23 protein-coding genes are annotated in these 11,458 nt (G+C 62.3%); 4 read left to right on the plus strand and 19 right to left on the minus strand.

What is annotated here, in order from left to right; genetic code table 11:
- Window positions 1-28: 28 nt before the first annotated feature.
- The 19 genes from BJI47_RS22345 to BJI47_RS22415 form a co-directional block, all read right to left on the minus strand.
- The gene (locus tag BJI47_RS22345; protein WP_088945750.1) at window positions 29-577 is read right to left on the minus strand and encodes a glutaredoxin family protein; all 549 of its coding nucleotides are present in this window, start codon (window positions 575-577) and stop codon (window positions 29-31) included.
- Window positions 574-804: a hypothetical protein gene (locus BJI47_RS22350; RefSeq protein WP_088945751.1), complete on the minus strand. Its 231-nt coding sequence runs from the start codon at window positions 802-804 to the stop codon at window positions 574-576. The genes BJI47_RS22345 and BJI47_RS22350 overlap by 4 nt, the downstream gene beginning before the upstream one ends.
- Window positions 801-1,109 carry a hypothetical protein gene (locus BJI47_RS22355; protein WP_088945752.1) on the minus strand — a complete coding sequence of 103 codons (309 nt, stop codon included), beginning with the start codon at window positions 1,107-1,109 and terminating at the stop codon, window positions 801-803. Before BJI47_RS22355 ends, BJI47_RS22350 begins: the two co-directional genes overlap by 4 nt.
- Window positions 1,106-1,321, minus strand: coding sequence for a hypothetical protein (locus tag BJI47_RS22360; RefSeq protein ID WP_088945753.1), 216 nt, complete (start codon window positions 1,319-1,321; stop codon window positions 1,106-1,108). Before BJI47_RS22360 ends, BJI47_RS22355 begins: the two co-directional genes overlap by 4 nt.
- The gene (locus BJI47_RS22365) at window positions 1,318-2,199 is read right to left on the minus strand and encodes a hypothetical protein (protein ID WP_088945754.1); all 882 of its coding nucleotides are present in this window, start codon (window positions 2,197-2,199) and stop codon (window positions 1,318-1,320) included. The genes BJI47_RS22360 and BJI47_RS22365 overlap by 4 nt, the downstream gene beginning before the upstream one ends.
- On the minus strand, window positions 2,196-3,083 hold the full coding sequence (locus tag BJI47_RS22370; RefSeq protein ID WP_088945755.1) for a YqaJ viral recombinase family protein: 888 nt from the start codon (window positions 3,081-3,083) through the stop codon (window positions 2,196-2,198). The genes BJI47_RS22365 and BJI47_RS22370 overlap by 4 nt, the downstream gene beginning before the upstream one ends.
- Window positions 3,080-4,444: a DNA cytosine methyltransferase gene (locus tag BJI47_RS22375; protein WP_088945756.1), complete on the minus strand. Its 1,365-nt coding sequence runs from the start codon at window positions 4,442-4,444 to the stop codon at window positions 3,080-3,082. The genes BJI47_RS22370 and BJI47_RS22375 overlap by 4 nt, the downstream gene beginning before the upstream one ends.
- Window positions 4,441-4,608 (minus strand): hypothetical protein, encoded by a 168-nt coding sequence (locus BJI47_RS24250; RefSeq protein WP_176225004.1) that lies wholly within the window; start codon window positions 4,606-4,608, stop codon window positions 4,441-4,443. Before BJI47_RS24250 ends, BJI47_RS22375 begins: the two co-directional genes overlap by 4 nt.
- The gene (locus tag BJI47_RS22380) at window positions 4,605-5,012 is read right to left on the minus strand and encodes a hypothetical protein (protein ID WP_088945757.1); all 408 of its coding nucleotides are present in this window, start codon (window positions 5,010-5,012) and stop codon (window positions 4,605-4,607) included. Before BJI47_RS22380 ends, BJI47_RS24250 begins: the two co-directional genes overlap by 4 nt.
- A gap of 109 nt (window positions 5,013-5,121) precedes the next feature.
- Entirely contained in the window at window positions 5,122-5,313 is a 192-nt protein-coding gene (locus BJI47_RS22385; protein WP_088945758.1) for a hypothetical protein, read from the minus strand.
- On the minus strand, window positions 5,310-5,468 hold the full coding sequence (locus BJI47_RS24255) for a hypothetical protein (RefSeq protein ID WP_176225005.1): 159 nt from the start codon (window positions 5,466-5,468) through the stop codon (window positions 5,310-5,312). The genes BJI47_RS22385 and BJI47_RS24255 overlap by 4 nt, the downstream gene beginning before the upstream one ends.
- Window positions 5,465-5,680, minus strand: a complete 216-nt coding sequence (locus tag BJI47_RS22390) for a hypothetical protein (protein WP_088945759.1) — start codon at window positions 5,678-5,680, stop codon at window positions 5,465-5,467. Before BJI47_RS22390 ends, BJI47_RS24255 begins: the two co-directional genes overlap by 4 nt.
- Window positions 5,677-5,976 (minus strand): hypothetical protein, encoded by a 300-nt coding sequence (locus BJI47_RS22395; protein ID WP_088945760.1) that lies wholly within the window; start codon window positions 5,974-5,976, stop codon window positions 5,677-5,679. Before BJI47_RS22395 ends, BJI47_RS22390 begins: the two co-directional genes overlap by 4 nt.
- Window positions 5,977-6,088: 112 nt before the next feature.
- Window positions 6,089-6,250 carry a hypothetical protein gene (locus BJI47_RS24260; protein WP_176225006.1) on the minus strand — a complete coding sequence of 54 codons (162 nt, stop codon included), beginning with the start codon at window positions 6,248-6,250 and terminating at the stop codon, window positions 6,089-6,091.
- Window positions 6,247-6,510, minus strand: coding sequence for a helix-turn-helix domain-containing protein (locus BJI47_RS24265; protein ID WP_176225007.1), 264 nt, complete (start codon window positions 6,508-6,510; stop codon window positions 6,247-6,249). The genes BJI47_RS24260 and BJI47_RS24265 overlap by 4 nt, the downstream gene beginning before the upstream one ends.
- Complete coding sequence (locus BJI47_RS24270; RefSeq protein WP_176225008.1) at window positions 6,507-6,776, minus strand: hypothetical protein; 270 nt, start codon at window positions 6,774-6,776, stop codon at window positions 6,507-6,509. The genes BJI47_RS24265 and BJI47_RS24270 overlap by 4 nt, the downstream gene beginning before the upstream one ends.
- Window positions 6,773-7,576: a phage antirepressor N-terminal domain-containing protein gene (locus BJI47_RS22405; RefSeq protein WP_176225009.1), complete on the minus strand. Its 804-nt coding sequence runs from the start codon at window positions 7,574-7,576 to the stop codon at window positions 6,773-6,775. Before BJI47_RS22405 ends, BJI47_RS24270 begins: the two co-directional genes overlap by 4 nt.
- A gap of 40 nt (window positions 7,577-7,616) precedes the next feature.
- Window positions 7,617-8,414, minus strand: coding sequence for a GIY-YIG nuclease family protein (locus tag BJI47_RS22410; RefSeq protein ID WP_088945763.1), 798 nt, complete (start codon window positions 8,412-8,414; stop codon window positions 7,617-7,619).
- Entirely contained in the window at window positions 8,411-8,662 is a 252-nt protein-coding gene (locus tag BJI47_RS22415; RefSeq protein WP_088945764.1) for a hypothetical protein, read from the minus strand. The genes BJI47_RS22410 and BJI47_RS22415 overlap by 4 nt, the downstream gene beginning before the upstream one ends.
- 235 nt (window positions 8,663-8,897) lie before the next feature.
- Between BJI47_RS22415 and BJI47_RS22420 the strand changes: the two genes are divergently transcribed.
- The 4 genes from BJI47_RS22420 (at window position 8,898) to BJI47_RS22435 (ending at window position 11,292) form a co-directional block, all read left to right on the plus strand.
- Entirely contained in the window at window positions 8,898-9,449 is a 552-nt protein-coding gene (locus BJI47_RS22420) for a hypothetical protein (RefSeq protein WP_125458789.1), read from the plus strand.
- 93 nt (window positions 9,450-9,542) lie between these two features.
- Entirely contained in the window at window positions 9,543-9,968 is a 426-nt protein-coding gene (locus tag BJI47_RS24835) for a hypothetical protein (protein WP_254900749.1), read from the plus strand.
- Window positions 9,965-10,192 carry a DUF3263 domain-containing protein gene (locus BJI47_RS22430; protein ID WP_368655917.1) on the plus strand — a complete coding sequence of 76 codons (228 nt, stop codon included), beginning with the start codon at window positions 9,965-9,967 and terminating at the stop codon, window positions 10,190-10,192. Before BJI47_RS24835 ends, BJI47_RS22430 begins: the two co-directional genes overlap by 4 nt.
- Window positions 10,189-11,292, plus strand: coding sequence for a site-specific integrase (locus BJI47_RS22435; protein WP_088945768.1), 1,104 nt, complete (start codon window positions 10,189-10,191; stop codon window positions 11,290-11,292). The genes BJI47_RS22430 and BJI47_RS22435 overlap by 4 nt, the downstream gene beginning before the upstream one ends.
- Window positions 11,293-11,458 lie beyond the last annotated feature (166 nt).

The following is an 11,458-nucleotide window of genomic DNA, read 5'->3' on the forward strand; positions in this document are numbered from 1 at the left end:
AGACACGCTCGTAGTTGTCACTCATGGCTCACTCGCTGCCATATTCGTCAGTGCCGTGCCGTAACACATTCCACGCAGTCGGCACGCGGTCACGGACCTCGCCCCTGACCTTCCGGCAACGGAGGGTGACACGGCCACGCAGAGTGGCTTCCCAACGCTCACGGGCCAGACGTTCCGCTTCACGCTGTGCCCGCTTGGCAAAGAACATGCCGACAGCTTGCCGGTCCCACGATTTTAGGAGGTGCGCTTCAAGCTCCTCATCGGTCGGTGGTGTCCACTCCGGCGCATCCTCTGGATTGAGTAGGGACAGGTACGGTATCTGTGTGAATCGGTACGCGTCGTACTCGATTGATGACTGCCGTTTTATCTCGGCGAAAGCGGAGATGATGTCTGTCATGGCTTCTCCTGGGCGTCGATGTACTGCACGTGCCATGTCGGATGGCTCGAGGATCGGGTCGGCGGCATCTGGTGCAGATGTCACGTCGACCTCGGTGAATGGGACTTCGTAGCGGGTCAAGGCGCGCTTGGTGCCTAGGCATGGCATGCAGTGGGGTGAGGTGTAGATGGTGATTTTCATTCCGCCCCTTTCTTTGCGATGAGAACGGTGTCGAGTGGCGTGAATGCCTGCTGGTGATTGCGTCCGGCACTGTCGATGCCATGGACGACGATGTACGGGCCACCGGTGTGGGCGGTGCCGCGGTGAGTGCCGGTGAACCGGGCCTCGGTGCCGTTGAGTAGGACGGCCCGCCCGCGGTACTCACTGATCGTGAGGTCGGCGACCCGAACGTCGGAGTAGCCGCTCATGCCGTCGCCTCGATCCCCAGCGTGCCCAGCACGAACCGCGCGATGAACTCCTCGTGGTCGACGGGCGAGGGTGCGGCCCGGTAGCCGTCGCGGATCGCGCCGGCCATCTTCTGGACGCTGACGGCCGGGACGCGTTCGGGTGTGCCGTGTCCGACGATCGCGAGGGTGAGTGCATGCATCGCATCGCGTTGTGCCAGAGCGGACATGATGATCGCGGTCGTGCCGTCCCGCGTGTCCTGCAATGCAGTGAGGGCGTCGGTGGCGCGATCCTCGGACAGGATGAGGATGTCGTCGATGGTGCTCATTTCGCCACCCGCCCCTCGATGAGCGCGAGGGTGTACATGGGCATCTCGCCCCGCTGGTCGTACGTCTTGGAGGTGACCGTCACGATGGTGTCCCGATCCCAGGCGGCAGACTGATTCATGATCTCGTCGAGGTCAGCCAGGGTGATGTGATCTCGAGCGTCAAGTTCGAGCTTCGTCGTCAATGAGGCTCGGCGCTTCTGTGGTGCGCTCATGCTGGCTCACCGTTCCCGGCTGGATCGTTGGCCTTGTCGAGCTCAGCGAACACTGCGGACGCTTCAGTCTTGGTGAGTTCCTTCGACGAGGCGACCTCACGGTCCAGGACGTTCGACAGGTACGCGAGACCCTGATCCCTGTCAGTCAGGCCGACGTCGGTGAATGTCGCGTGCAGCTTCTTGAGTTGCGCTGTCGAGATCATCTCGACGCTCGCATGATCGGTCACGTCCGGGACGTCGTCGGCTTTCACGCCGAGCGCTTCTCCGAGGCCGGCCGTCCCGGTGCGGATACGTTCGGACTTCACCTTGATCGGCGGGTTTGTCTCTCGATCCACCTCGTCGACGAGGCCGAGAAGTGCTCCGGGGGTGAGGAGGTCGGCCAGTTCGGACTGGCATTTGGCGCGGAGCATTTGCTGCGGGTTGGTCGCATACTTGACGTTGGTCGTGTACCTGGCCTTCTGGGCGCGCTCGATTGTCCACGTCACCGACTGCACCTGATCGTCGCCGGGCTTCGTGCCCGCCCACGTCACCGACGCGTCGGACGCTTCGACCTCGTACATGTCAGCGCCGCGGGAGATCGCAACGGCATACTTCGCCCTGGCGTACATGCCGACCTTGCCGTAGATCACGAACAGCGATTCGAGCGACGAGTCCGGATCGAACCCGAGCATCGCACCACGCAGGATGGCGACGGTCGCATCCTTCGGCTTGCCGCGGAAGATCTCCGGGCACATGCCGGTCGAGGTGATGAACTCGGCGTACTCGAATGCCTCGGCCTTGGCGAGCGCGTGCTCGTGAAGCTTCGAAAAACCTGTCGAGCGGGCAACCTCGAGCGACTTGGTCTCGTCGACGATCGTGGCGATTTCGTTGGTGCTCATGCTGTCATTCCTTTGATTGTTCCGAGGTCGAGTTTCGTGTTGGCGTAGAGCGAGACCGAGCCGCCGCGGCCCGGTCGGCGGTCGGCGATCTTCTCGCCGTTGCAGGTGGCGTACTGGGCGTTACCCATCGCGTCGAGCAGTTTGGATTTGAGGCCCGTGACGGTCTTGTTCGTGTCCTTCTGTTCCTGGTGCCAGCCGATGAAGCGGTGCGCCAGTTCTGGATCGACTTCGACTGAACTGCCGTCGATGTCGGGATGCAGGGCCTTGACGCACTCATAGGTGGCGATGGTGTTGTCGAGGGCCGGTTCCACGCCGTCGACGAGCGAGAGGTGCCACGCCTGCGCCTTCGACTCGATGTGCTCGGCGATCCGGGCGTTGTAGTCGATGGTGTAGATCCGCGGCATGCCGTACTGCGGCCACAGGATGAGATCGGCGGGTACGTGCCAGCCGGTGATGAATTGTTGCCAGATCACCTGCGCCACATAGTCGGCCGGGGCATTGCCTGAACCGTCGTCGCCCCACTCTTCGAGGCTGCGTGCGGTCTTCACTTCGACGATGCGGCGCTTACTCCCCCGCGACCCTCTGCGGTCGATGGTGGCCGCGTTCGGGTACGGCAGATCGTCGCGTTTGAACTGCACCTCACCGCGCGACAGGCGCCAGCCTTTGTTGCGGAACTTCCAGAATTCAGCGGCCGCAATTTCGGCGGCGTGCCCGTAGTCGAAGTTTTCTTGCTTCGCCGCCGAGATGTGCTCGACGGTGTTGCCGGCCATCTGATGCCACAGGGCGTACTGCGAGTTCCAGCGGGAGATCCCAAGGATGCTTGGTATTTTTGAGGCGGTGATCGTGCGAGTCCACTCGGGTGAACCTGGTTCGAGTTTCGTCATGCTGCACCAACCAATGACTCGGCGACGGCCGAGATTAGATCCCGTGCAGCAGGCGGCGTGACCGCATTGCCTGCCTGCTTGACCTGCTCGCGCTTGTTGCCGAGGATCTTGTATCCCTCGGTGAACGCCATACCGCGCGCGATCTCGTGCGGTTCGAGCATCCGGAACATACAGTCGGTGATGTCGATCGACGTGGCGTCGGCGAGACCGTGATGAAGTCCGTTCGCTGCGAACGTATCCAGTGGTTCGGCTACCGACTTCGGAGCATTGGTGCCACGGAGCGTCGTGACGAATGCGTGGTGAATGCCACCGACCAAGACCGTTGAGATGGGTTGATCGACAGGATGGTTCTTCGACTGGCCACGCATCACCGCCGTGGCTTCGAGTGTGAACGAGCTGGGATGGACAAGGCCGTGGTTCGCGCCGTCTGCGACGATCGTCGTCAACGGGTCTACGAATGGATCGATGTTCCGCATCCGCTCCCGAAACTGGCTGAGGAAGGGTTCACCAGAGAACTTGTCGAGGCCCGCCTGGATGCGAGCGAGCGTCTTCGGTGCGAGTGGCTTCGGGCGGTCCCCGATCCGCGCGCCCTCGATGCTCCAGTCGATAGCCGATGCTGCGGGCAGCCAGCCCGGTTCGACGACACTGTTCCGGCACTTCACTCGAGGGCAGCGATACAGGAACTGGGCACGGTAGCGGCCCCACTCGGTCTGCTTCTTGAACACCTGCATCGCGTTCACGGTCTCGTCACACGTCGGGCAGTACGCCTTCGGCCGGGTCCACTTCTCGATGTCCGGTGCGCGATTCCCCTTGAGCCAGAAAACTACGTACATGCGGTCACGGGACTGCGGTGCCGGGAGGCCAGCCGCCTGAGCGTGCATGCTGTTGAGGTAGACGATCTTCTTGTCGTAGCCGAGGAGTTCCATCGCGTAGAGCCACGCCGGGAATTGAATCCACTTTGCAGCGTCGACGACGTTCTCGGTGATGATCGCCTTGTAACGGTGACGCTCGGCGAAGCGCGGTACGTCCCACATCGTCGCCCGCGATCGGTCAGCGGCTTCGTCGGGAAGGACCTCGTCGAATAGGTCAGGGGTCGCATCCACGTTGCGTTTCTTGCCGCGCGCCACACTGTGATTCGTGCACTCCGGAGACGCCCACAGGATGTCCGATCCTGGGTAGAACCGAGGGTCGGCTGCCGAGATATCAGCAAGTGCGTGGTCCGCGGTTGGGTGGTTCGTGTTGTGCGTTTCGATCGCAAGTGCCCAGTGGTTCATTGCGAGCTTGACCTCGACACCGGGCACCTGGATGGCGCCAGTCGATGATCCGCCAGCACCGCAAAACATGTCAGTAAGCGTGATCATGCCTTCACCCGCTTACGTGCCCGCTCGGCCTTGGCCGCTTGGATGCGTTCGCGGCGTGCCCATTCGGCGTCCTGTTCGGCGAGGGACTTCGGGCGGTCCTGGTGTCGGGTCGAGTACTGCTCGTCGCTGATGGGTCGCTCGAACTCGTCGATGCGCCGGGTCATGACGCCACCGCCATGGGCTCAGTCCAGGCGAGTAATTCGCCGATCGGGCGGTCCGCTGGGGCCATCGCTGCGAGCGCGAAGACCAGTGCCAACATGCGAGTAGGCGCCATTTGTGTGAGGTCCATCCATAGGGTGCGCGGATCTTCCTCTCGGATGCGCGAGATAGCTTCCGCTGCATCTTCGATGGACTGATCGGCGAGGTTCGCGACGTCGCCTGGTTGCGGGAAGGCCGTAGGCCGGGGTGGCTCGGTGACGATCGTCGGGCGGTTGTTGATGCGGCGGAATCGCGCGCCGAGGCCGTCCAGTGTGATGCCGAAGCGTCCCGCGATTTCAGCGTCGTCCAATCCCATTTCACGGAGGTGGGAGTATTCGTGGAGCCAGTGTTGGTCTTTGTGCCTGCTCATTGCGGTACTCCGAGTTCTTGATCGATCGTTCTGTCGTATGCGCGGTCGGGCGCGCTGTCGTCTTCGTCCCAGGCTTCAGAGGCGAGCCCGTCGCTGTGGTCGAAGTGCGTCACAGTGCCGCCCAGATGAGGAAGCCGATGGATGCGGTGAGGATGGCGAGCCAGAATGCGGCGGCGATGGGGTTTCCGTCGTCGACGTAGTGCTGGTCGGTGTCGGTCTCGTCGGGCCATCCGGTCGTGATGATGCGGAGGTGGCGGGGTGCGACGATGTCGCCGTGGTCGATGGTGAGGTGGTAGATCATGGCCGCACCACGATCTCGTCACCGAATGCGGCGAAGGTCGCACCGGATGCGGTGGTGCACCAGAAGATGCCGCCGAAGGTGGACGAGGACGCCGGGGTCATTCGCTCGATCTCGACGATGTGGGCGGCGGACTTCTTCGGGGCGAGTGCGATCACCAGTTCGCTCCTTGCGTGCGGGCCTGCTCGAGACTGGTGGCGATTGCGCCGTATTTCGTTTCGAAGTCGCGGGCTACCTGGATGGCTTCGTCGATCCCGAGGATCGAGATGTTGATCCATGCGTCATGCCCGGTGCGGCCCTTGATGTCGGCGCGGATCATCTGGTTACCGCCGGTCCGGGTTTTCGTGATGAGGATGTCGGGGTTGCTCATTCGCTTCTCGTTTCGTTTGGGGTGCCGGGAGCGGTAGGAAGTCCGCTCACCGGCACCGGGGAACCTGCGCCGCTCAGCCCAGCGGCAGCAGGAAGGATGGGCAGGAGTCCAGCGGCTGCGGAGTACGCCGCGGTGAAGGCGTCCGCAATCAGGCCGGGGACATCACGGATGTAGCGCTGCTCGTATGCCGCGTAGCGTCCTTGGACTATCGCGTCGAGGTCGCACTCCGCGTACGGCGGCAGGTCGTAGATGTCGCCGTGTCCGATGAACTTCACGGTGCCCATCTCGGCGGTCATGATCCCGCCCACATTCCGAACAGGGGCGCGGCAACCAGCGTCACCAGGAGCGCGACGGACAGGATGACGTGCGGGAGAATGTCTCGGCGGACCGAGCGCCGGCCGGGGGCGTTCATGCCGTCTCCCGCAGGATGTCGCGGACTGCGGCGACGATCGAGAGCTGGCCCATCTTGTACTCGTCGCCCCGGTCCGCACCGCGACGCGCGATGACCTCGTAGGCGTCGCACAGGGATTCGAGGGATCCGACGAGATTCTCGATGGCCGTGTTGCTCATGCGGACCTCTTCAATCGTCGCGGTTCGCCCGTGACGCGCTTGAGCTTGACCGGAGCCTGGTCGGGCGACTGCCCGCGTATCCATGCTTCGAGGTCGTCGCGGTGAATCCGCCACGTCCCCTTGCGCATCGGCGCCGGACGTCCGCCTTGAGTTGCCGCCAGTTCGCCAGTGCGGAGGGCGCGGTACAGATGGTTCGTTCCGCAACGCGCGTACGCGGCGGCGTCCTTGACGGTGAAGATCGGGGAGATTGAGGTGGTCATACAGCACCGCCGAGAGCGATATCTCGATACTGGACAAGTGCCGCATTCAGGGCACGAACGTCCGTAGCCGAGAGACTGTACGGTCCAATCTCGATACACAGACCGGCGACTGGAGAATGAACGATACGGAGAGGCAAGTTCACCCACGCGTCGATTTCGTCGACGACCGGCTCCATCGAGTCGCATTCAGCCAGAAGGATTCGGCCGTTGTCGGCAGCCGTGGAGGTGGAGTCTCGATCGAAGTCGAGTACGTCGACGCGGATCATGCTGCAACCCCGACCTTGAAGTACTGCGGCTCGATTGCGGATCCGAGAATGCCCCACGCTTTGTCGAACAGTGCACGGTCCCGCTCTGCGTACGCGGCGACCGGACGGTCAGCGCCATTGATGAATCGCGTTGCCTTTCCTGGCTCGCGATCATGCAACTCCCGGTACGCCTTCTTGATCAGTGCGCCCATGGATGATGCGAACTTGCGCTGTCCTCCGTCATTGACGCCCATCTCGTCGAGGTAGTCCGACACGGTGAGGGTGCGCTTCTGTGGATCGATCTCCGGCTCTTCACCTAGGGCGACAGCGACCTGATGCCGAACCTTGGTTTCGAGCCAGTTGTCGTCGACGAGACCCTTGGTGAGCGCGAGTAGCTGGATGCGCTGCTGAGCCTTGGCCGCGAGGGCGTCGAGCTGGATGACCGTCGCGGACGGGTTGATCGCGCCACCGTCATGGAAGTACGCGTCGAGTGCTTCGGCCGCTTCCGCCTGTAGCGCGATGAGTGTCGGGCGGAACTCCTCTTTCACTCGACTCTCGTCGAGAGTTGCGAGGTACATGGTGAGCGTTTTGCGATCGACCCCCACCATTTCCTGAATTCGGCCGCTCGAATCACGTGTGGCGATTTTCGCCATGCACGCCCAGGACTTCCCTTTGAGCTTTGCGAGCTGCGATGAGTAGTCCATGCCGAGCATCTGCACGATCGGCCGAAGTGCCGCGACAGGCTTGCCGTCGACCTCCATTGCGGCGATACCACTCGTGCCCGCTATCGGGATGGTTACGAGTTGCGTAGAATCGGTCACTGACGTTCCTTTCCTGAATGTTGGGTCTGTCTCATGGCCGTCACCTGTTCGTGCAGGTGGCGGCTTTTGTCTGTTCCGATACGAGCGATCGGAAGTCGATAGCGTCGGCCTCTTCGAGTACCGGCACGATGGCCTGCTCCCATGAATCGCCAAGTTCCATCCGGGCACGAATTCCGACCTCAAAGAAGTGCCGACGAGCGGCATCCGTCGCCTTGGCAGTCGGAGCCGAACTCACATGGACCGGGTCGCGATTGACGGCATCGGCATACAACTCCGCCGCTTTGCGTTTTGTGTACGGCCCTCGGACAGAAAACCTCGCGACGTCACTTGCCCAGTCCCGTTGGGCGTATCGAACCTGCTGGATCCAATGCGCGGACGGGTCGATCGTGCGGGCCGCGAACAGGAACTCTCCAGAGTCGCTGTAGCACTCATAGACGTAAAACATCCGGTCTTCGGCCGCAGCTTCAATCGCGCGATTCCTTCGACCATGACCCGCTTGTGGGTGCGGAGTGCGTCGTATCCGGCTGGACTCTCTGCGCCGTACTGCGGGGTTCTTCTTCGAGACCGGCTTCCACGCATCGAAGGGCACATCTGCGGCATGCCTCTCCACGTATGAGCGGAGTTCGCTTGTCGCGCGAAACCATTCACCGTGGACGCGTAGGTGCCTGAAGTCCCCATGCAGCGCCTGCTCCCCTTCCACGCCTACGTTCGGCATAAGGCCGACGAGACGACAAGGTTCTGGCGTTTGCAGCCCTCGCACCCGCTTGAGGGGGTTCGAGGCAACGCCGATCTTGATGACGTTCGCCTTCGGCGCGAAGAGGAAATACACGTCGCTCATGCGACCTGCTTGTTACTTGCCGAAGCACCAATCACCGTGGCCGCAAAAAGCGATCCAGGTGGCGCGTTGAGTGCGCTTTCGATACGCGCGGCGGTCGCGGCCCCGACCGTGTCGCGGCTGCTCTTCCCGCTACTGCGAAGGAACGCGATGGTCGATACCGAGCACTTCGCTTCCTTCGCGAGCTCGGCGTTACTGAGCTTCCGGAATCCCATGTACTGACGGAATGCCTGCTTACTGATGAGTCGCACCCAGAGCCTCCCTGTGTCGACGTGGTGCGTGCGGATTCTGTGCGACCTCAATGTAACTCCCTGGTTGATAGTTGGTCAAGCAACAAGCGATATGTAACCACCATCAGTTAAAAAACGCAAGCGGTGTAACCAGCTCCGACCAGCGGACCCGGAAAATACACAGGGGTAGTTTGTAACGAGCGCAGTTACAGAGCGACTATTCGAACACCGCGTCCATCTGGGAGTGTCTGAAACCGTGAGCAAGCTAAGCGACCTGCTGAACAGTCAGCCGGTGACCGCCCGACAGGCAGCGGAGATAGCCGACAAGCGCGGCGTCCCCCTCCCCTACGGGACGATCGCCGCCTACTGGTCCGGCCGGCATGGGCGGCCATCCGCCCAGACGCTCGAGCGGCTCGCAGAGGTGCTGACGATCCCGATAGAGCAGCTACAGAAAGCGGCATGGAACAAGACGGCCCCGGTCGAAACTTGGAACCCGCCCGCAGAAGTACGGCTCCTGAACGAACGCCAGCGCCGAGCACTCGACGAACTGATCCGCAGTTTCGCCGCGACGCAAGGAGCTTTCGATGAAGACACGAGCACGCAGGGCCCGCCGAGCAATCCGCCGACTGATGGAAAAGTTGGGCCTCGCGGAGCCTCCAATACGCGCGCCGCTAACGGCGGCGCACCGGACAACCCAGATGCCTTGATCGAGGCTGATCAAGGCTCGCAGGCTGACCACGCACTCGCCGCACGCAAGGGCGAGACCGAGGACGAGAAGCGCGAGCGGCTCGGGATTGCCTACGAGTAGGTCGTTCGGTTGAACGACACCCGCGCGCCATTTCCGCAGCTCGGGTAATTACGTCTGCGTAATTTGTCGGAGTCATACCGCAAGGTGTGTTTTATGTCCTGGCACCCGTGGCGGCACCTCCGTGACCATCATCCACACGTGCACGTCACGTACCCGGATGGCGGTACTGGATGTCTCGGACGGTGGACCGAAGATGGAATCGAGATCAATCGCCATTCCAACCAGCGTGAGCGACGATGCACCCTCACTCATGAGATCGTGCACGTCGAACGCGGACCCGTCCCCAAGGATCTCAGGCTCGCCAGGCGTGAGGAAACGATCGTCGACTGCATCGCAGCCCGGCGTCTGATCGAGCTGGATCGACTCGTCGACGTCCTCGCATGGAATCGACACCGTGTCGACGACGAGGCCGCCGAAGAACTGTGGGTCGACCTACCCACACTCATCGCACGCGTTCGCAATCTCACCGAAGACGAACGCTCATTCATCAACCGAGAACTATCGCGGAGGCAACCGTGACACCACAACAAATCGAGATTCTTCAATTCGAAAAGCATTGGTACGCAGCGCAAGGCAACAAGGAGAACGACATTGCCGAGAAGTTTCAGATCTCGGCGGTACGCTACTACCAACTTCTCAACGCCCTACTCGACGATCCGGATGCACTCGCAGTCGATCCGATGCTCGTCAAACGGCTACGGCGGATCCGCGACAGCCGCGCGAAACAACGAAGGGCGGGATGATGGCCACCGTTTCGAAATATCAGACCGCCAAAGGCGAGCGCTACCGTGTCCGCTACCGCACTCCAGACGGACGCTCGACAGACAAGCGCGGATTCCAATCCAAGGACGCCGCCGAGAAGTGGGCGAACCACGTCGAGGTCGACATGATGGCGGGCAAGTACGTCTCGCCCGCAGCAGGCATGGTGACCGTGGGGCAACTCGCGCAGGAGTGGTACGACAGCAAGATCGACGTGAAACCATCCTCGCTGGAGCGGTACCGGCAGACGCTCGAGCAACAGATACTCCCCCACTGGGAGAACTGGAACGTCTCGAAGCTCACCCCGGCCGGGCTTCAAGCATGGATCAACGAGCTCTCGCGTGACCGCGCGCCCTCGACGGTGAAGAAGGCGCACCATGCGATATCGATGATCCTCGACGTCGCGGTGCGTGACAATCGGATCGCGGCCAACCCTGCGGCGAAGCTGAACCTGCCTCGCTCACGACACGACGAGCCGACGTTCCTCACTCGGGACCAGGTGTTCACGCTCGCCGAGAAGGCCGGCGCGGGCGAGCTGGTCGTGTTGACGCTCGGATTTACCGGGCTGCGATGGGGCGAGATGGCGGCGCTCAAGGTTCGGCGGTGGGATGCAGCACGGCGGCGGCTCACTGTCGCGGAGTCGGTGACCGAGATCAACGGGACTCTCAATTGGGGAACCCCGAAGACGCACGCCTCACGGACAGTTCCTGTGCCGACGTGGCTCGCGGATCGGATCACCGAGAGCGTCGAAGGCAAGGGACCGGACGATCTCTTGTTCTCGACGCGATCGGGCGGAGTCCTCCGCAACAAGAACGCGCGCAGAGATTGGTTCGATCAGGCCGTCGTCGATGCCCGACTGCCGCGGGTCACCCCTCACGATCTGCGGCACACTGCGGCCTCGATTGCGATCTCGGTCGGGGCGAATGTGAAGGCCGTGCAACGGATGCTCGGGCATGCTTCGGCAGCGATGACGCTCGATCTGTACGCGGGTTTGTTCGAGGACGATCTGAACGATGTCGCGGATCGCATCGAGGGTCCGTCGACTGCCTCGGTGACGGCGTTGCGTGTGGTTCGCGATGCCTGATTTCTTGCCCACATTTTGCCCACAAAAACGAGTTAACACTGGGGGTAGACGGGTAACACCGGTCGGTAAAGCCCCCGCTCACAAGGCATTCGACGACCTGACCTGCACCCCGGTTCGATCTCATAATCCATTGGTCGCGGGTTCGAGCCCCGCCCGCCCCACCATC

The organism is Rhodococcus sp. 1168 (assembly GCF_002091955.1).
Classification (GTDB): domain Bacteria; phylum Actinomycetota; class Actinomycetes; order Mycobacteriales; family Mycobacteriaceae; genus Rhodococcoides.